Annotated in this window: 18 protein-coding genes and 1 tRNA gene; 5 read left to right on the top strand and 14 right to left on the bottom strand. The window is 53.5% G+C overall.

Going from position 1 to position 19,755, the window contains the following annotated elements; genetic code table 11:
• Positions 1-116 precede the first annotated feature (116 nt).
• The gene (locus ABGA49_RS12300) at positions 117-635 is read left to right on the top strand and encodes a type 1 glutamine amidotransferase (RefSeq protein ID WP_061493036.1); all 519 of its coding nucleotides are present in this window, start codon (positions 117-119) and stop codon (positions 633-635) included.
• Here the strand turns inward: ABGA49_RS12300 and ABGA49_RS12295 are convergent.
• The gene (locus tag ABGA49_RS12295; RefSeq protein WP_088237675.1) at positions 621-1,058 is read right to left on the bottom strand and encodes a YhbP family protein; all 438 of its coding nucleotides are present in this window, start codon (positions 1,056-1,058) and stop codon (positions 621-623) included. The two genes, ABGA49_RS12300 and ABGA49_RS12295, sit on opposite strands and share 15 nt — an antisense overlap.
• 54 nt (positions 1,059-1,112) lie before the next feature.
• Here ABGA49_RS12295 and ABGA49_RS12290 point away from each other — a divergent pair, with 54 nt between their 5' ends.
• On the top strand, positions 1,113-1,415 hold the full coding sequence (locus ABGA49_RS12290; RefSeq protein WP_061493034.1) for a GIY-YIG nuclease family protein: 303 nt from the start codon (positions 1,113-1,115) through the stop codon (positions 1,413-1,415).
• On the opposite strand, the gene ABGA49_RS12285 is transcribed toward ABGA49_RS12290, so the two are convergent.
• The gene (locus ABGA49_RS12285) at positions 1,402-1,905 is read right to left on the bottom strand and encodes an N-acetyltransferase (RefSeq protein WP_088237674.1); all 504 of its coding nucleotides are present in this window, start codon (positions 1,903-1,905) and stop codon (positions 1,402-1,404) included. The genes ABGA49_RS12290 and ABGA49_RS12285 overlap by 14 nt on opposite strands.
• Positions 1,899-2,423 carry an SCP2 domain-containing protein gene (locus tag ABGA49_RS12280; protein ID WP_061493032.1) on the bottom strand — a complete coding sequence of 175 codons (525 nt, stop codon included), beginning with the start codon at positions 2,421-2,423 and terminating at the stop codon, positions 1,899-1,901. The genes ABGA49_RS12285 and ABGA49_RS12280 overlap by 7 nt, the downstream gene beginning before the upstream one ends.
• A 238-nt stretch (positions 2,424-2,661) precedes the next feature.
• Here ABGA49_RS12280 and ABGA49_RS12275 point away from each other — a divergent pair, with 238 nt between their 5' ends.
• The 3 genes from ABGA49_RS12275 (at position 2,662) to ABGA49_RS12265 (ending at position 5,693) form a co-directional block, all read left to right on the top strand.
• The gene (locus ABGA49_RS12275; protein WP_347665610.1) at positions 2,662-3,657 is read left to right on the top strand and encodes a peptidase U32 family protein; all 996 of its coding nucleotides are present in this window, start codon (positions 2,662-2,664) and stop codon (positions 3,655-3,657) included.
• A gap of 7 nt (positions 3,658-3,664) precedes the next feature.
• Complete coding sequence (locus tag ABGA49_RS12270) at positions 3,665-4,543, top strand: U32 family peptidase (protein WP_061493030.1); 879 nt, start codon at positions 3,665-3,667, stop codon at positions 4,541-4,543.
• 142 nt (positions 4,544-4,685) lie between these two features.
• Positions 4,686-5,693 carry an LLM class flavin-dependent oxidoreductase gene (locus ABGA49_RS12265; protein ID WP_061493029.1) on the top strand — a complete coding sequence of 336 codons (1,008 nt, stop codon included), beginning with the start codon at positions 4,686-4,688 and terminating at the stop codon, positions 5,691-5,693.
• 48 nt (positions 5,694-5,741) lie between these two features.
• Here the strand turns inward: ABGA49_RS12265 and mtr are convergent, their stop codons facing one another.
• From mtr to ABGA49_RS12210, 11 genes are all read right to left on the bottom strand, one after another.
• On the bottom strand, positions 5,742-6,986 hold the full coding sequence (gene mtr, locus ABGA49_RS12260; RefSeq protein ID WP_061493028.1) for a tryptophan permease: 1,245 nt from the start codon (positions 6,984-6,986) through the stop codon (positions 5,742-5,744).
• A gap of 154 nt (positions 6,987-7,140) precedes the next feature.
• The gene (locus ABGA49_RS12255; protein ID WP_347665609.1) at positions 7,141-9,042 is read right to left on the bottom strand and encodes a DEAD/DEAH family ATP-dependent RNA helicase; all 1,902 of its coding nucleotides are present in this window, start codon (positions 9,040-9,042) and stop codon (positions 7,141-7,143) included.
• Between the two features lie 179 nt (positions 9,043-9,221).
• On the bottom strand, positions 9,222-10,106 hold the full coding sequence (nlpI, locus tag ABGA49_RS12250) for a lipoprotein NlpI (protein WP_061493026.1): 885 nt from the start codon (positions 10,104-10,106) through the stop codon (positions 9,222-9,224).
• A 108-nt stretch (positions 10,107-10,214) separates the two neighbouring features.
• Entirely contained in the window at positions 10,215-12,350 is a 2,136-nt protein-coding gene (gene pnp / locus ABGA49_RS12245) for a polyribonucleotide nucleotidyltransferase (protein ID WP_061493025.1), read from the bottom strand.
• Positions 12,351-12,595: 245 nt separating this feature from the next.
• Positions 12,596-12,865: a 30S ribosomal protein S15 gene (gene rpsO / locus ABGA49_RS12240; RefSeq protein WP_017457357.1), complete on the bottom strand. Its 270-nt coding sequence runs from the start codon at positions 12,863-12,865 to the stop codon at positions 12,596-12,598.
• A gap of 147 nt (positions 12,866-13,012) precedes the next feature.
• Positions 13,013-13,960, bottom strand: a complete 948-nt coding sequence (gene truB, locus ABGA49_RS12235) for a tRNA pseudouridine(55) synthase TruB (RefSeq protein ID WP_347665608.1) — start codon at positions 13,958-13,960, stop codon at positions 13,013-13,015.
• Positions 13,960-14,361, bottom strand: coding sequence for a 30S ribosome-binding factor RbfA (gene rbfA / locus ABGA49_RS12230; protein ID WP_061493023.1), 402 nt, complete (start codon positions 14,359-14,361; stop codon positions 13,960-13,962). Before rbfA ends, truB begins: the two co-directional genes overlap by 1 nt.
• A gap of 101 nt (positions 14,362-14,462) precedes the next feature.
• The gene (infB, locus tag ABGA49_RS12225; RefSeq protein WP_061493022.1) at positions 14,463-17,174 is read right to left on the bottom strand and encodes a translation initiation factor IF-2; all 2,712 of its coding nucleotides are present in this window, start codon (positions 17,172-17,174) and stop codon (positions 14,463-14,465) included.
• A 24-nt stretch (positions 17,175-17,198) separates the two neighbouring features.
• Positions 17,199-18,686, bottom strand: coding sequence for a transcription termination factor NusA (gene nusA / locus ABGA49_RS12220; RefSeq protein ID WP_061493021.1), 1,488 nt, complete (start codon positions 18,684-18,686; stop codon positions 17,199-17,201).
• A gap of 28 nt (positions 18,687-18,714) precedes the next feature.
• The gene (gene rimP, locus ABGA49_RS12215) at positions 18,715-19,167 is read right to left on the bottom strand and encodes a ribosome maturation factor RimP (RefSeq protein ID WP_061499745.1); all 453 of its coding nucleotides are present in this window, start codon (positions 19,165-19,167) and stop codon (positions 18,715-18,717) included.
• 208 nt (positions 19,168-19,375) lie between these two features.
• A tRNA-Met gene (locus ABGA49_RS12210) sits at positions 19,376-19,452 on the bottom strand.
• Positions 19,453-19,755 lie beyond the last annotated feature (303 nt).

Genomic DNA, 19,755 nt, shown 5'->3' with positions numbered 1-19,755 from the left:
CCCCCTTTGCAGATGAATCTGTCTTGCAATACTCGCCCGCTGAACCAGGCTTACTGTTCTGGTGAATTATCAGTATGAATAATTCGCCTCTCTGAAGCCAAAACAACGGAGGAATTATGAGCAAGAAAATTGCTGTCTTGATCACCGACGAGTTTGAAGATTCAGAATTCACGTCGCCGGCGCAGGAATTTCGTAAAGCCGGACATGAAGTTATCACCATTGAGAAACAAGCCGGGAAAACCGTGCACGGTAAAAAAGGCGAAGCCGATGTGGTTATCGATAAAGCCATTGATGACGTTCGCCCGGCGGATTTTGATGCGCTGTTACTACCGGGCGGGCATTCGCCGGATTACCTGCGCGGGGACGATCGCTTTGTAACCTTTACGCGGGACTTTATCAGCGCCGGTAAACCTGTTTTCGCCATTTGCCATGGCCCACAGCTGCTGATCAGCGCAGATGTGGTGAGAGGGCGTAAGCTGACGGCAGTGAAACCCATCGTTGTGGATGTGAAAAATGCCGGGGGCGAATTTTATGACCAGGAGGTGGTGATCGATAATGATCAACTGGTCACCAGCCGAACCCCCGATGATTTGCCGGCCTTCAACCGCGAGGCACTGCGTTTACTGGGCGCCTGATTCACGGACCCAGTGAAGCTTTTTGCCAAACCCCAGCGTGTTGTCGGTGAATTTCACCTCGTTGAGGCGAATTTCCCACATCGGGGCTGACAACATGCGGGCTACCGGAAAGCGACGGTTGTACTGCGCACGCGGCGCCGCGCTTTCCTCTTCATCCAGCCGACGGATCTCCCCGGCAAACTGAACACCACGGATTAACGCCACGGTTTTCGGTTGACCGTTTACCGTACCGGCGACCTGCGCTTTCAGGCCAGTCATTTGCCCATGGCGCGTCTGGTCTTCACTCAGGACATAAAACGCCACGGCGTGCGGATCATAGAAATAAAATGCATTGGCGCACCATAACTCTCCCCTGTTCGCCACGCACCAGGTCACCACATGCTGTTTTGCCAGCCAGCGATTAATGGCCGCAAGAGTCTCCATATTTGCCCTTCCTCGTGTTATTTTTCCGTTCACATTAACATAATGAATACTGCCATGACGCCCTGGTTTCTCTATCTTATTCGTACGCCAGACAATACCCTCTACACCGGCATTACGACCGATGTCGCACGTCGCTTTACGCAGCATCAAAACGGAAAAGGGGCAAAAGCGTTACGGGGAAAAGGTGCCCTGCAGCTGGTCTTTTCAGCACAAGTGGGGGACAAATCGATCGCGCTGCGGCTGGAATACCGAATCAAGCAATTGAACAAGCGCCAGAAAGAGCGCCTCGTCGCCGGGGATGGCTCATTCGAAGCGCTGCGAGAGAGTTTGCTATCGTCTGCAGTTACAGGCGATTAAAGTGCTCTGAATACTCAACCAGACCGCGAACACCGTGTAAGGCATCGTCGGCCAGGCGGTGCACCAAAAACGCAGATTCGGTGTCCGGCCAACGGCAATGCAGGCCGTGCTGCGCCGCGTTTTCAAAACCGAGACGGCTGTAGAAAGCTGGATCGCCCAGTGTCACAGCCGCCGCATAGCCAAATTCATTCAGCGAATCCAGCCCTTCGTACACCAGCTGCCGCGCAATACCCTGACCGCGGTACTGCTCGTCCACCGCCAGCGGTGCAAGCCCGACCCATTGCAGTTCCTCGCCCTCAACCGTGACCGGGCTGAATGCAACATAGCCAATCACTTGCCCTTCATCATCGGTTGCGACAAATCCCAGCGTGATCAAACCGTCTTCGCGCAGGTCGTGCACCAGCCGGGCTTCGCCCTCACCGCCAAAGCTGCGCCGGAGCAACGCGTCGATACCCGGCGCATCAATGGGAATTTCAACTCTAATCAGCATGGCTCACCTACAGAAGGTTGTGTCGTTGCAGGCGGCGCTTGCAGGCCAGCCTCAACAAATTCCGCCAACTGCAACAGCATCACCCGCAGGGGTTTTGGCATCTGCTCCAGTTCAATGGCGTCCATCAAATTCTTGACGTAAAGCCCAAGCTCCGTATCCCCTTCAATGACCAGTCGGCGCTGGAAGAAGAGTGTATCCGGATCCTGTTTGCGTGCGGCTATCATCAGCAAATCACTGGCATCTGCGCTGAAGCTCACATCGGCGTCCGCCGATTCGCGCACGATCAACCGCCCGTCCTCCACAGAGGTATACCACGTCAGGCCAATATCACGAACCTGAATACTTAACCAGCGGCCTTCCAGAAACTCAAGCTCTCCGTCCGCCAGAGCCTGTTGGAACTGCCAGCGCAGCACCTGCTCCAGGACCTGGCGCTTGATGGCGAAAGGCGTCAGCTTAACCGGCACACTCAGTAACGACGGACCAAAGTGAACAAGATGTGAACGCAATTTTTCCAACACGAGCTTTACTCCCTGAAATGATAATGACTGCTATTTTGCCACATCAATGAAATGACATAGCGGCGCAAATCAACAATTCCACAATAAATCGGCCCCGATTATTGGTATTGCCAATACACATTTAACTGCCTCAAATCAAGAATTGTCGCAGACAGGTTAACTAAAATCCCAGTTCGTTAACAATTAGCGCCCCCAGGGGTACGACCTGGCCACTGCGCCCCCGATTGCAGGATACACTATGGAGTTGCTCTGCCCTGCCGGAAACCTTCCGGCATTGAAGGCGGCCATCGAAAACGGCGCCGACGCTGTCTATATCGGCCTGAAAGATGACACCAACGCCCGCCATTTTGCCGGACTCAATTTTACGGAGAAAAAACTCCAGGAGGCGGTCAGTTTTGTGCATCAGCACCGCCGCAAGCTGCATATTGCCATCAACACCTTTGCGCATCCGGATGGCTACTCGCGCTGGGAGCGTGCGGTGGATATGGCAGCGCAAATTGGCGCCGATGCGTTGATCCTGGCGGATCTGGCGATGCTGGAGTATGCCGCCGAGCGTTATCCGCACATTGAACGCCATGTTTCCGTGCAGGCTTCTGCGACCAATGAAGAGGCTATTCGCTTTTATCACCGCCACTTTGATGTTGCCCGCGTCGTGCTGCCGCGTGTGTTATCTATCCACCAGGTTAAACAACTGGCTCGCGTGACTCCCGTGCCGCTGGAAGTGTTCGCTTTTGGCAGCCTGTGCATTATGGCGGAAGGACGCTGCTACCTCTCCTCTTATCTGACGGGTGAATCGCCGAATACCGTGGGCGCATGCTCCCCGGCGCGCTTTGTCCGTTGGCAGCAAACCCCGCAGGGGCTGGAATCACGCCTCAACGAGGTACTGATTGATCGTTATCAGGATGGCGAAAACGCGGGTTACCCGACCCTGTGCAAAGGGCGTTATCTGGTGGATGGCGAGCGCTACCACGCGCTGGAAGAGCCCACCAGCCTGAACACGCTGGAGCTTCTGCCGGAGCTGCTGGCGGCGAACATCGCATCGGTCAAAATCGAAGGGCGTCAGCGTAGCCCGGCCTATGTGAGCCAGGTGGCAAAAGTGTGGCGTCAGGCAATTGATCGCTGTATGGCTTCCCCGCAACATTTCGTGCCGCAGCCCACGTGGATGGACACGCTGGGAGCAATGTCTGAAGGTACACAAACCACCCTTGGCGCGTACCACCGTAAATGGCAGTAGGTAGAACATGAAATATTCATTAGGACCGGTGCTTTACTACTGGTCAAAAGAGACGCTGGAAGACTTTTATCACCAGGCAGCGAATAGCACTGCCGATGTGATCTATCTTGGCGAAGCCGTCTGCAGCAAGCGCCGCGCCACCAAGGTCGGCGACTGGCTGGATATGGCGAAGGCGCTGGCGACCAGCGGCAAACAAGTGGTGCTTTCCACCCTTGCGCTAGTGCAAGCGTCATCCGAGCTGAACGAACTCAAACGCTATGTCGATAACGGCGAATTCCTGCTGGAAGCCAGCGATTTGGGCGTGGTGAATATGTGCGCTGACCGCAAGCTGCCGTTTGTCGCCGGGCATGCGCTCAACTGCTATAACGCCGTGACGTTACGCTTGTTGCTGAAGCAAGGCATGGTGCGCTGGTGCATGCCGGTGGAGCTTTCCCGCGACTGGCTGATTAATCTGCTCGATCAGTGCGATGCGCTGGGCATTCGTCAACAATTTGAAGTGGAAGTGCTCAGCTACGGTCATTTGCCGCTGGCCTACTCCGCGCGCTGCTTTACGGCGCGTTCAGAAGACCGCCCCAAAGATGAATGCGAAACCTGCTGTATTAAATACCCGAACGGACGCAGCATGCTGTCGCAGGAGAATCAGCAAGTGTTTGTGCTCAATGGCATCCAGACCATGAGCGGCTATGTCTACAATCTCGGTAATGAACTGACATCAATGAACGGGATTGTGGATATGGTGCGCCTGTCACCGATGGGTAATGACACGTTTGCCATGCTCGATGCGTTTCGTCGCAATGAAACCGGCGCAGCGCCACTGCCGCTGGCGTCAAACAGCGACTGTAACGGCTACTGGCGCAGGCTACCGGGTCTGGCACTGCAACAGTAAAAAAGCTCAAGTTGTTAACAGCAATCAGCAAAGGTTAATGCACTATATAAAGTTGCAGCTTTTCTGGCCGGGCGCGGCACATCGCGCCAGGCTGGAAGAAGACCTTCAATCTGATGACGATGCTGTAGCAAAGTGAGTTTTTATGGCTGATAAAACCCTTCCTTTTTCGGTGCTCGATCTGGCGCCGATCCCGCAACACTCCAGCGCTCGTGAGGCGTTTACGCACTCACTGGATCTGGCAAAACTCGCCGAAAAGCGCGGTTATCACCGTTACTGGCTGGCGGAGCACCACAATATGACCGGTATCGCCAGCGCGGCGACATCGGTGCTGATCGGCTATCTGGCGGCGAATACGCAAACCCTGCATCTGGGCTCCGGCGGCGTTATGCTCCCTAATCATTCACCACTGGTGATCGCGGAACAGTTCGGCACGCTGAATACGCTTTATCCTGGCCGTATTGATCTTGGGCTGGGTCGTGCGCCTGGCAGCGATCAGCGCACAATGATGGCGCTGCGTCGCCATATGAGCGGCGATATTGATAACTTCCCGCGTGATGTGGCGGAACTGGTGGACTGGTTTGATGCCCGCGATCCGAACCCACACGTGCGCCCGGTTCCGGGCTATGGTGAGAAGATCCCGGTCTGGCTACTGGGCTCCAGCCTGTATAGCGCACAACTGGCTGCACAGCTTGGTCTGCCGTTTGCGTTTGCCTCGCATTTTGCGCCGGATATGCTGTTCCAGGCGCTGCATCTCTACCGCTCCAATTTCAAACCTTCTGAGCGACTGGAAAAACCGTACGCGATGGTGTGCATCAATATTGTCGCCGCCGACAGCAACCGCGATGCGGAATTCCTGTTTACCTCCATGCAGCAGGCCTTTGTGAAACTGCGCCGTGGCGAAAGTGCGCAACTGCCGCCGCCTATCGAGAGTATGGATCAATTCTGGTCGCCAGCAGAGCAATACGGCGTGCAGCAAGCATTAAGTATGTCACTGGTGGGCGATAAGGCGAAGGTACGCCACGGTCTGGAATCCATTTTGCGGGAAACGGACGCGGACGAAATTATGGTTAATGGGCAGATTTTTGATCACCAGGCGCGGCTGCACTCTTTCGAGCTGGCCATGCAGGTGAAAGAAGAGCTTCTGGGTTAGCGTTTCACCGGGTGGCGCAGGCCAGAAGCCGCGCCGCCCTGCTTTATGCTACTGATAAACCGGCAACAGATTAAAGCTGGAAAGCAGATGTACCACCGCGTTGCCCGCGCCAAACAACAGGATTAATACAATCATCGGCTTACCGCCCCACACGCGGAAAATCGGGCTGCCAAAGCGTTTACGGGATGCATTTGCCAGCAAGGCCGGCACAATGGCCGCCCAGATGGTCGCGGCCAGCCCCGCATATCCAATGGCGTATAAAAAACCATTCGGCCAGAGCACACCGCCAATGATCGGTGGCGTGAATGTCAGCAGTGCGGTTTTAAAACGCCCTAACGGGGAGTCATCAACGTTGAACAAATCCGCCAGATAGTCAAACAGCCCCAGCGTGACACCGAGGAAAGAACTGGCGACGGCAAAATTCGAGAAAATCACCAGCAGCAGATCCAGACTGCGGCTATTCAGCACACCGCTCAATGCCTGCACCAACACATCAATATTACCGCCCTTCGCCGCGATATCGATAAACGCCGGGCGTGGAATATTGCCCATGGTTACCAGCAACCAGATAACGTACAGCCCCAACGCCAGCAGCGTTCCGTAGACGAGGCAACGGATGATGGTGCGCGGATCCTTACCGTAGTACTTCATCAGGCTTGGTACATTGCCGTGATAACCGAATGAGGCCAGACAGAAAGGCAGGGTCATCAATAAGTAGGGCGTATAGGAGGTGTCACTTTGCGCCACATTCAACAGCGTGGCGGGCTGCACATGCCCGAGCAAGCTGCCGAAAGTCAGAAAGAACGTGATCACTTTCGCACCCAACACAATCGCGGTCATTCGGCTGACTGCATGGGTTGAGAGCCAGACGATAAATGCCACTCCCAGTGCAAAGCAGAATCCCGCCAGCCGCGCCGGAACATTCAGCGATAGCTCTGAGAAGGTGTGGTGCAGAATAGAACCACTTGCCGAAATATAGGCGTAGGTCAAGATATAAAGCACAAAAGCAATGGACACACCATTCACCAGGTTCCAGCCTTTACCCAGCAGATCTTTGGTGATCGTGTCAAAGCTCGCACCGCTGCGATAGTTCAGGTTCGCTTCGAGTATCATCAACCCGGAGTGCAACATGCAAAACCAGGTAAAAACGAGCGCCAGAAGCGACCAGAAGAACCACGCGCCGGACATCACCACTGGCAGCGAAAACATGCCTGCGCCAATGATCGTACCGCCGATGATCACGACCCCGCCGAACAGCGAAGGGGAAGCCTGTGTGGTTGTCAGTGTCGACATCTGAAAAATTCTCCTGTGGTGATGCAATGCCGGAAATGGAACCGCTGCATTGTACCAGTACAGGAGTACATTACAGATAAAAAAAGCCCCAATCATTTCGACCGGGGCTGTATCTTTTTCTTTACGACCTGTAACGCAGAAGAATCAGTGTTAATTACGCATCGTTACGACGACGTGGAGCGCTGTCATCACGATCGCGGCGCGGTGCACGACGTTCGCCACCGAAACCACGGCCTTCCTGACGCTCACCGCTGAAACGGCGACCTTCACCACCGCGACCGCCTTCACGACGCTCGCCACCGAAACCACCGCCACGACGCTCACCACCACCGCGACGTTCGCTACGTTCACGCGGCTGCGCATCGCCCAGCAGTTGCATATTCATCGGCTTGTTCAGAATACGCGTGCGGGTAAAGTGCTGAAGCACTTCGCCCGGCATGCCTTTCGGCAGCTCGATAGTGGAGTGGGTGCCAAACAGTTTGATGTTACCGATGTAGCGGCTGCTGATGTCGCCTTCGTTAGCGATAGCGCCAACGATATGACGAACTTCAACACCGTCATCACGGCCCACTTCAATGCGGTACAGTTCCATTTCACCAACATCACGACGCTCACGACGCGGACGATCTTCACCACCACGTTCCGGACGGTCGCCACGCGGGCCACGATCGCCACGGCGTTCGAAACGGTCATCACGCTCACGGAATTCGCGACGCGGACGCATCGGCGCATCCGGCGGCAGAATCAGCGGACGTTCGCCCTGCGCCATTTTCAGCAGTGCAGCGGCCAGCGTTTCGATATCCATCTCTTCTTCAGAAGAAGGCTGGATTTTCGCCAGCAGCGCACGGTACTGGTCCAGATCGCTGCTTTCCAGTTGCTGCTGTACTTTTGCGGCAAATTTTTCCAAACGGCGTTTACCCAGCAGTTCTGCGTTCGGCAGCTCTACTTCCGGAATGGTCAGCTTCATCGTACGTTCGATATTGCGCAGCAGGCGGCGTTCGCGGTTCTCAACGAACAGCAGCGCGCGACCAGCACGACCCGCACGACCGGTACGGCCAATACGGTGAACGTAGGATTCAGAATCCATCGGGATGTCATAGTTGACAACCAGGCTGATGCGTTCAACATCCAGACCACGCGCCGCAACGTCGGTCGCAATCAGGATATCGAGACGACCATCTTTCAGGCGTTCCAGCGTCTGCTCACGCAGCGCCTGGTTCATGTCACCGTTCAGCGCGGCGCTGTTATAGCCGTTACGCTCCAGCGCTTCCGCCACTTCCAGCGTTGCGTTTTTGGTACGCACGAAAATGATCGCCGCATCAAAATCTTCCGCTTCCAGGAAGCGAACCAACGCTTCATTTTTACGCATGCCATACACCGTCCAGTAGCTCTGGCTGATGTCCGGGCGCGTGGTAACGCTGGACTGAATGCGCACTTCCTGCGGCTCTTTCATAAAGCGGCGGGTGATGCGACGGATAGCTTCCGGCATGGTTGCAGAGAACAGCGCGGTCTGATGACCTTCCGGGATCTGCGCCATGATGGTTTCTACGTCTTCGATAAAGCCCATACGCAGCATTTCGTCGGCTTCATCCAGTACCAGACCGCTCAGTTTAGAGAGATCCAGCGTACCGCGTTTCAGGTGATCCAACAGACGACCCGGCGTACCGACGACGATCTGCGGCCCCTGACGCAGGGCGCGTAATTGCACGTCATAACGCTGGCCGCCATACAGAGCAACCACGTTTACACCGCGCATATGTTTAGAGAAATCGGTCATCGCTTCAGCGACCTGAACCGCCAGTTCGCGGGTCGGAGCGAGCACGAGGATCTGCGGCGCACGCAGGTCCGGATCGATGTTGTTAAGCAGTGGCAGGGAAAACGCTGCGGTTTTACCACTACCAGTCTGGGCCATACCCAGCACGTCACGACCAGAAAGCAGGTGCGGAATGCACTCAGCCTGGATCGGAGATGGTTTTTCGTAACCGAGATCGTTAAGGGCTTCAAGGATAGGAGCCTTCAGGCCCAGATCTGCAAAAGTGGTTTCGAATTCAGCCATGTAGTACAAGTGCCTCTATGTCATTGGCGGCCAGTCTACATAACTCATCGTGAAAAAAATTAGCAATTTTCATTGAAAAGTGTGAACCGGCTCAAAGTAGGTTAATTAACGAACAATAAAGCCCTCACCCGTGAAGGTGATGGCAATCAAAAGAGATTACGGGCTGATGTGTTCGTCAGCTATTGCTGGTCCGATTCTGCCAGGTCGTCGTGCTCCTGGCCCAAGAGCGCTAATTCCAACAATGCGTAACGGTGCTCAACAAAGTTATGTACGTTGTTAGCAACCGCCAGTTTGAACAGTGCCGTGGCGCTGTCCTTATCCCCCAGACTTAGGTAGTACTTACCTAAATAGAAGTTGGTTTCACTGAGATGCTCAGCGAGCGAGGTGTTATCCGTTGCGTCTGCCTTCAGGCGATCCATTAGCGTTGCTTCGCTAATGTCGCCGAGGTAGAACTCGACAATGTTCCATCCCCACTGTTCCTGGTCCGATTTTTCGAAGCGCTGTTTCAGTGCTTCTTTAGCCTGCTTCTCATCGAGCTTCCGCTCAACGATGTAAAGCCACAGACTGCGGAAAGGATCATTAGGATCGTCTTGATAAAACGCCAGCAGATCATCTTGCGCTAACTTATCACGACCGCCGTAATGCAAGGCGATACCGCGATTCAAGTGCGCGTAGTTGTAAGTTGGATCAAGCTCAAGTACAGAATCAAACGCTTCATAGGCAGCATCAAAATTGCCTGCCTGCGTTAAATAAATGCCTAAGTAATTGAATACTTCAGGCATATCGGGTCTGATCGCCAGCGCTTGTGAAAAATCATTCCGCGCCAAAGCTCTCAAACCGAGGCTATCATACAATACTCCGCGCTCATATAAAAGCTGTGCGCGTTCGTCATCGGTTAAAGCCCGACTGGCAAGAATTTGTTCCATGCGTGCCAGAATCACTTCTTGCTGCAAAGTCGGTTGCAATGGCACCGCGAGGACTTCGCTCTTACGCCAGGCAGAGTTGCTGCATCCTGCCAGCGTTAAAGCTGTCGCAACGAAACACCAGCGCAAAAAAGGCTTCATTTCCCACTCCCGAAGACAACTATTGGATGAACGTCCTGTCCCCCGGCTGCAAACATGGCGTCCTGCCTGCTAATACGCCCTCCGCATAGGCGGAGGGCAAAGGCAACCTTACTCGCCCTGCTCTGCCTGCGGCGCTTCTGCCGCTTCAGCAGGCTGAGTTTGCTCAGTTGCTTCTTTAATGCTCAGACGGATACGGCCCTGGCGATCAACTTCCAGAACTTTCACCGGCACTTCCTGGCCCATCTGCAGATAGTCGGTCACTTTCTCAACACGCTTGTCAGCGATCTGAGAAATATGCACCAGACCTTCTTTACCGCCGCCGATGGCAACAAACGCGCCAAAGTCAACGATACGGGTCACTTTACCGTTATAGATGCGGCCCACTTCGATCTCAGCGGTGATCTCTTCGATACGACGGATAGCATGTTTTGCTTTATCGCCGTCGGTTGCCGCAATTTTCACGGTACCGTCATCTTCGATTTCAATGGTTGTGCCGGTTTCTTCGGTCAGCGCGCGGATCACGGAGCCGCCTTTACCGATCACGTCTTTGATCTTGTCCGGATTGATCTTGATGGTATGGATACGCGGTGCGAATTCAGAAATATCGCCGCGTGGCGCGTTAATCGCCTGCTCCATCACGCCCAAAATATGCAAACGTGCGCCTTTCGCCTGATTCAGCGCAACCTGCATGATCTCTTTGGTGATACCTTCAATTTTGATATCCATCTGCAGCGCAGAGATACCGTCGCGGGAACCCGCAACTTTGAAGTCCATATCGCCCAGGTGGTCTTCATCGCCCAGGATATCAGACAGAACAACAAAGTTGTCGCCTTCTTTCACCAGACCCATTGCGATACCAGCTACGGCCGCTTTCACCGGCACGCCAGCGTCCATCAGCGCCAGAGATGCGCCGCACACAGATGCCATGGAGGAAGAACCGTTAGATTCGGTGATTTCAGAAACCACGCGCACGGTGTACGGGAATTTTTCTGCATCCGGCATGACTGCCAATACGCCGCGTTTCGCCAGACGACCGTGACCAATTTCACGACGTTTCGGCGAACCCACCATCCCGGTTTCGCCTACGGAGTACGGAGGGAAGTTGTAATGGAACAGGAAGGAATCAGTACGCTCGCCCATCAGTTCATCAATGATCTGTGCATCACGTGCGGTACCCAGCGTTGCGGTCACTAGCGCCTGCGTTTCACCACGGGTGAACAGTGCTGAACCGTGAGTACGCGGCAGTACGCCAGTGCGAACGTCCAGACCACGGATCATATCTTTTTCGCGACCATCGATACGCGGTTCGCCAGCCAGTACGCGGCTACGCACAACCTTTTTCTCGATAGCGTGCAGGATTTCACCCAGCTCGTTAGCATCCAGCGTTTCGTCTTCAGCAACCAGCGTCGCGATAGTTTCAGATTTGATCACATCAACCTGAGCATAACGCTCTTGTTTGTCAGTGATGCGGTAAGCATCGCTCAGACGAGATTCCGCCAGCGCAGCAACACGCGCATTTAACGCTTCGTTTACTGCTTCCGGCTGCCAATCCCAGCGCGGTTTGCCAGCTTCTTTCACCAGCTCGTTGATGTTCTGGATAACAACCTGCTGCTGGTCGTGGCCAAATACCACTGCGCCCAGCATCTGGTCTTCGCTCAGCAGTTCTGCTTCGGATTCAACCATCAGAACCGCGGCTTCAGTACCGGCAACGACCAGATCCAGCTTACTTGCTTTCAACTCTTCCTGAGTCGGGTTGAGCACGTACTGGTCGTTGATATAACCAACGCGAGCCGCACCGATTGGGCCGTTAAACGGGATACCAGACAGAGACAGCGCAGCAGAAGCACCGATCATCGATACGATGTCCGGGTTAACCTGCGGGTTAACGGAAACAACAGTAGCAATAACCTGAACTTCGTTAACGAAACCTTCCGGGAACAGCGGACGAACCGGGCGGTCAATCAGACGCGCAATCAGGGTTTCGCCTTCGCTCGGACGGCCTTCACGACGGAAGAAACCACCAGGGATTTTACCTGCAGCGTAAGTACGCTCCTGATAGTTAACGGTCAGTGGGAAAAAGTCCTGACCTGGTTTAGCTTTTTTCTGACCAACAACAGTAACGAATACGGCGGTGTCATCCATGCTTACCATTACGGCAGCGGTGGCCTGACGGGCCATCATGCCAGTTTCCAGCGTGACGGTGTGTTGGCCATACTGGAATTTACGAACGATCGGATTCAGCAAAATTCTATCCTTTCTTAATGAATATCAGCACACCGCTGGCGTACTGAGTATTTAACCGGACCTTCTTGCATCCTCGCGACTAATGACAACCCTGACCCGCCCCATTGCGGATAAAGCCTCTCATTAGCCGCGCGAACCTCTGCAACGAAGATCATACATGGCAACAATACATTAGTTTACTGCCAATTGCTGCCGCCTGGTTGAAAAAAGGGGCCTTGAAGGCCCCTTCTTGAAACTCGCCAGACTTAGCGACGCAGACCCAGACGCTCGATCAGCGCGGTGTAGCGTGCAACGTCTTTACGTTTCAGGTAGTCGAGCAGTTTACGACGCTGAGAAACCATGCGCAGCAGACCACGACGGCTGTGGTGATCTTTTTTGTGCTCTGCAAAGTGACCCTGCAGGTGGTTGATCTGAGCAGTCAGCAGTGCAACCTGAACTTCGGTAGAACCGCTGTCGTTAGAACCACGACCAAACTCGGAAACGATTTTCGCTTTAGCTTCAACGCTTAGAGACATTTTAAACTCCAATAATAATAAAAATGAAAGGGCGCCGATCTCTAATTCAGCGACCCCAGGTTTAACGACGCACGATGTTAAATACATAGCCCGACGTTAAGCGGCAATATTCTACTCGCAGTAGCAGCTTCCCGCAAGGAGAGGCCGTTATACGGCAGGATACTCCACAACCAGACGACGCGGTGCAATGCGGCCTTCATCGTCAATTTCACCCATGCCGATGAATTTCGCTTCGTCACCTTCTGTCACGCGTACCAGCCCCTCTTTTGGTGCGGCCGATGTACGCACCGGCTGACCGTTTTTAAAGTATGCAGCCACAACGGACGGAATATTAACAACCGGGAAATCAGACGCAGGGCTGTCCATCGGCATGAGCAAGGGATCCAATAATTGCGCCGCCGGAGTAGCCTGCTGCTCAGCCTGCTCCACCAGTTCACGTAACTGTTCAAGCGTGACCATTCGCTCGACGGGGTACTTACTCACCGCCAGACGACGCAGGTAAATAACGTGTGCGCCGCAACCGAGTTTCTCGCCAAGATCATCAACGATCGTGCGGATATACGTCCCCTTCGAGCAATGAATTTCCAACTCAAGTTCATTACCTTCATGGCGTATAAACAGCAGCTCATAAACCGTGATTGGCCGGGCCTCACGCGGGACGTCAATCCCCTGGCGCGCATATTCGTAGAGCTTCTTTCCTTGATACTTCAACGCAGAATACATCGACGGGATCTGTTGCGTATCACCGCGGAAACTTTCCAACGCCGCCGCCAGTTGCTCTGCGGTGAACGTCAGCGGGCGTTCTTCAACAATCTGCCCATCTGCATCCGAGGTATCCGTACGCTGACCAAGGCGAGCAATCACCCGGTAGCGTTTATCAGAATCCAGCAAATATTGAGAGAATTTCGTCGCTTCACCCAGACAAATCGGCAGCATGCCGGTGGCCAGCGGATCCAGCGCGCCAGTATGCCCGGCGCGGTTGGCATTATAGAGGCGCTTCACTTTTTGCAAGACATCATTGCTGGACGCGCCTTGCTGTTTATCCAGCAGCAACACGCCATGCACATCGCGACCGCGACGACGAGGACGACTCATCAGTCCTCCTTGCTGTCGTCCGGATTCACCCGACGCTCGTCATCGTGTTTCACAACGCTTGTTACGAGATTAGACATGCGCATCCCTTCTACCAGCGAGTTGTCATAGAAGAAGGTCAGTTCCGGCACAATACGCAAACGCATCGCTTTCCCCAACAGGGTACGGATAAATCCTGACGCATCATGCAATGCTTTAATACCCGCTTTGACAGAGGCTTCGTCTTTGTCGTTGAGGAACGTCACAAACACTTTGGCGTAAGCCAGATCGCGGGACACTTCCACTCCAGAAACGGTGGTCATCATGCCTAAACGCGGATCTTTAATTTCGCGCTGCAAGATGATAGCAATTTCTTTTTGCAGCTCCTGAGCGACGCGCTGAGGGCGACCAAATTCTTTCGCCATAATAATTCTCCAGACTAAAAAGGGGCCGTAGCCCCTTTTGATATTTCTTGCCGGGTGGCGCTTCGCTTACCCGGCCTACATGACTGACACTGTCGCGTCGATTACTCGATGGTACGCTGGATCTCAATGATTTCGAACACTTCGATCATGTCACCGGTACGTACGTCATTGTAGTTCTTCACGCCGATACCACATTCCATACCGTTACGCACTTCGTTGACGTCATCTTTGAAGCGACGCAGGGATTCCAGCTCGCCTTCATAGATAACCACGTTGTCACGCAGTACGCGGATCGGATTGTGACGTTTAACCACACCTTCGGTAACCATACAGCCTGCGATGGCGCCAAATTTCGGTGATTTGAAGACATCACGAACTTCCGCCAGACCGATGATCTGCTGTTTCAGTTCCGGAGACAGCATACCGCTCATCGCCGCTTTCACTTCGTCGATCAGGTTATAGATGACGGAGTAGTAACGCAGATCCAGGCTTTCTGCTTCGATTACGCGGCGCGCAGAGGCATCTGCACGAACGTTGAAGCCAACCAGAATGGCGTTGGAAGCGGCAGCAAGGGTCGCATCGGTTTCGGTGATCCCACCGACGCCGGAGCCAACGATCTTCACTTTCACTTCGTCGGTAGACAGTTTCAGCAGTGAGTCGGCAATCGCCTCTACAGAACCCTGAACGTCTGCTTTCATGACGATGTTCACTTCATGAACTTCACCTTCGGTCATGTTGGCAAACATGTTTTCCAGTTTGGATTTCTGCTGACGTGCCAGTTTAACTTCGCGGAATTTGCCCTGACGGTACAGCGCCACTTCACGCGCTTTCTTCTCGTCACGAACGACAGTCGCTTCATCACCCGCAGCAGGAACACCGGACAAACCGAGAATTTCTACTGGAATAGACGGACCGGCTTCGCTCACTTCACGACCTAATTCGTCACGCATAGCACGCACACGACCGTACTCAAAACCACACAGCACGATATCGCCTTTATGCAGCGTACCTTCGCGAACCAGAACCGTTGCTACCGGACCACGACCTTTATCCAGGAAGGATTCGATAACCACACCGCTTGCCATCCCTTTACGCACGGCTTTCAGTTCCAGAACTTCAGCTTGCAGCAGGATGGCATCAAGCAGTTCATCGATACCGGTACCGGCTTTCGCAGATACGTGTACGAACTGGCTTTCGCCGCCCCACTCTTCTGGGATGATCCCGTACTGGGTCAGCTCGTTTTTAACGCGATCCGGATCGGCTTCTGGTTTATCGATCTTGTTCACTGCGACCACCACCGGTACCTGTGCCGCTTTCGCGTGCTGGATAGCTTCGATGGTCTGCGGCATCACGCCGTCGTCTGCAGCAACAACCAGCACCACAATATCCGTTGCCTGAGCACCACGGGCACGCATTGCGGTAAACGCGGCGTGACCTGGGGTATCCAGGAAGGTGATCATACCGTTGTCCGTTTCGACATGGTAAGCACCGATGTGCTGAGTAATGCCACCCGCTTCGCCAGAAGCCACTTTCGTCGAACGAATGTAGTCAAGCAGAGAGGTTTTACCGTGGTCAACGTGGCCCATAATGGTCACCACTGGCGCACGCGGTTCTGCCGCAGCACCTGTATCACGGTCGCTCATTACCGCTTCTTCCAGTTCGTTTTCACGACGCAGGATGACTTTGTGCCCCATTTCTTCAGCAACGAGCTGTGCGGTTTCCTGGTCGATAACCTGGTTAATGGTGGCCATCGCGCCCAGTTTCATCATCGCTTTGATGACCTGAGAGCCTTTTACCGCCATTTTGTTAGCCAGTTCGCCAACGGTCAGGGTTTCGCCAATCACCACGTCACGGTTAACAGCCTGCACCGGCTTTTGGAAGCCCTGCTGCAGAGAAGAACCTTTACGCTGTCTGCCGCCTTTACCACCACGAACAGCAGCACGCGCTTCTTCACGATCGGCTTTACTTTCAGCGTGCTTGTTGCCTTTCTTCGGACGCGCTGCTTTCGCAGTGCGACCGCGACCACGCCCGCCTTCAACTTCACGGTCGTTGTCATCTTCAGCCTGACGCGCATGCTGGGAAGTGGTTACGTGATAATCACCGGTAGTTTCTTCTTCATCGCTACCAGCGCTCCAGCCATTTTCGTTCTGTTCTGCCATACGACGAGCTTCTTCCGCTACGCGACGCGCGTTTTCTTCCAGTTTACGACGAGCCTCTTCCTCCGCTTTGCGCTTGAGTTCTTGCGCTTCGGATTCACGGCGAGCTTTTTCCGCCTGGGCTGTCCTGGTCATTTCGTCAGATTGTTGGTTGCTCACTTTGCTATTTTCCGCAGCCTCGCGTTTTGCGTTTTCAGCATGTTCGCGTTTAGCTTTTTCTTCGGCTTCACGTTTCACACGGCTTTCGGCGTCACGCTTTGCTTTTTCCTCGGCTTCGCGTTCAGCGGCTTCCTGCGCTTCACGACGGGCCTTCTCTTCCGCTTCACGCATCGCCTCTTCTTCCGCAGCGAGACGTTCAGCCTCTTGTGGATCGCGTTTTACAAAGGTGCGTTTTTTACGGACTTCGATCTGCACCGATTTACTTTTACCACCGGTGCCCTGAATACTTAATGTGCTGCGCGTTTTGCGCTGCAGCGTCAGCTTATCAGGCCCGGCACCGTGTTCACGGTTCAGGTGCGCTAATAGCGTCTGCTTTTCTTGTGCCGTCACTGAATCTTCAGAGGACTTGCGGATCCCTGCGTCAGCAAATTGCTGTACCAGGCGGTCCACAGAGGTCTGAATCTCAGCGGCCAGCGTTTTTACGGTTACATCTGTCATGCTGTTCCTTCCTGCTACAGTTTATTACGCTTCGTCACCAAACCAGCAAATATTACGTGCGGCCATGATGAGCTCACCTGCTTTCTCGTCGGTTAAACCTTCGATATCACTCAGGTCATCCACGCCTTGCTCAGCGAGGTCTTCCAGCGTACAAACACCACGAGCAGCCAGTTTGAAAGCCAGTGCGCGATCCAAACCTTCCAAATTCAACAGGTCTTCAGCCGGTGCTTTATCGCTAAGGCTTTCTTCCTGCGCCAGTGCCAGAGTGGTCAGCGCATTCTTCGCGCGATCACGCAGGGCTTCAACGGTGTCTTCATCCAGACCGTCGATTTCCAGCAGCTCTTTGATAGGCACATAGGCCAGTTCTTCCAGCGTAGAGAAACCTTCTTCGACCAGAACAGTGGCGAAATCTTCGTCAATATCCAGATAACGGGTGAAGGTATCGATCGCTGCATGCGCTTCAGCCTGATGCTTAGATTGCAGGTCTTCAACGGTCATTACGTTGAGTTCCCAGCCGCTCAGTTGAGACGCAAGACGCACGTTTTGACCATTACGGCCGATCGCCTGCGCCAGGTTACCCGCTTCAACAGCGATATCCATCGTGTGTTTATCTTCATCCACGACGATAGAGGCAACGTCAGCCGGTGCCATCGCGTTGATAACGAATTGCGCCGGGTTGTCATCCCACAGCACAATATCAATACGCTCGCCACCAAGCTCGGTAGAAACCGCCTGAACACGCGCGCCGCGCATACCAACACAAGCGCCGACCGGATCGATACGCTTATCGTTAGTTTTTACTGCGATTTTGGCACGTGAACCCGGATCGCGGGCAGCGGCTTTAATTTCAATCACTTCTTCGCCAATTTCCGGCACTTCAATGCGGAACAGTTCGATCAGCATTTCCGGTTTGGAACGGGTGACGAACAGCTGTGCACCACGCGCTTCAGGGCGCACGGCATACAGTACGCCACGAATGCGGTCACCCGGACGGAAGTTTTCGCGCGGCAGCATATCTTCACGCAGAATCACGGCTTCAGCATTATTACCAAGATCGAGCGAAATGTTGTCGCGGTTCACTTTTTTAACTACGCCAGTGATGATTTCGCCTTCGTGCTCGCGGAACTGATCAACCACCATCGCACGTTCAGCTTCACGAACTTTCTGTACGATTACTTGCTTGGCGGTTTGCGTTGTAATGCGGTCAAAGGTTACGGATTCGATCTGATCTTCAACGTAGTCGCCAACGTTCAAGCTCTCATCTTCGTAACGTGCCGCTTCCAGAGTGATTTCGCGCGTTGGCTGAGTCACTTCTTCAACGACAAGCCAGCGACGGAATGTATCGAAATCACCGCTTTTGCGATCGATGCTTACACGCACATCGATCTCTTGTTCATATTTTTTCTTGGTTGCTGTAGCCAAAGCACTTTCCAGCGCTTCAAAAATTTTTTCACGCGGAAGCGACTTTTCATTAGAGACAGCTTCAACAACAGCCAAAATTTCTTTGTTCATTGGGGGCCTTTCACCTCAATCCAGACTGTTAAAAGTGGGGGACCAGGTTCGCTTTCTGAATGTTGCTCAATGCGAACACTTCATCTTTACCTTCGACCGTAACGGTGATCATCTCGCCATCAACATCTTTGATGATGCCCTGCCATTTGCGGCGATTCTGTACCGCCATGCGAAGGACCAGCGAGACTTCTTCGCCCTTAAAACGCGTATAGTGCGCAGCCGTAAACAAAGGACGCTCAAGACCTGGTGAAGACACTTCCAGGTTGTAAGCGACGGTAATGGGATCTTCTACGTCCAATACCGCACTGACCTGGTGGCTGACATCAGCGCAATCATCAACATTGATGCCATCTTCACTATCAATATAGATGCGCAGCGTCGATGTGCGCCCACGTATAAACTCGATACCGACCAGTTCATAGCCCAGTGCTTCAACTGGCGCAGTAACCATCTCTGTTAACTTTTGCTCTAATGTGGACAAGTCCACCCCCAAGACATAAAAAAAGGGCGTATAGCCCAGTTATTCCGTAGTCAGATAACAAAAAACCCCGATAAGTCGGGGCTTTAAATAACTGAACCCTATAGCTGCAAATGCAGCCTGGAGAACCTTCCGTGAGTGTTTTTTTCAAATCCGGCTACGAAGGCGTTAAGTCTTCATAGTATATTTGAAAAAAAACACTTAGGGAAAGTGGTTGCGGGGGCCGGATTTGAACCGACGACCTTCGGGTTATGAGCCCGACGAGCTACCAGGCTGCTCCACCCCGCGCCTGAAACGTGACAAACTCTACTCGTTTGAGAGCTAATTTGCAAATAATGCTGGGATTTGGTACCGAAGACGGGACGTAAAATCGGCCTGAAGTATATTGATAAACATAACCGTCTGTCAACAGCAGGCATTAGCATCTCGTGCGCATGCACGTATGCACATTATAAATGAAGGGATGACATGCCCCATCGATACATTGCAGCATTAATCCGATGAAAATTGCACTCTTCTCTTTCGGTCAACGTCAAAAGATGATTAAATGAAAACTCATTTATTTTGCATAACCATTCATTAATAAGTATC

The organism is Kosakonia sp. WA-90 (genome assembly GCF_039871955.1).
Classification (GTDB): Bacteria; Pseudomonadota; Gammaproteobacteria; order Enterobacterales; family Enterobacteriaceae; genus Kosakonia; species Kosakonia oryzendophytica.
Note: the sequence above shows the minus strand (reverse complement) of the source record. Positions and strands in the feature narration are given on the sequence as shown.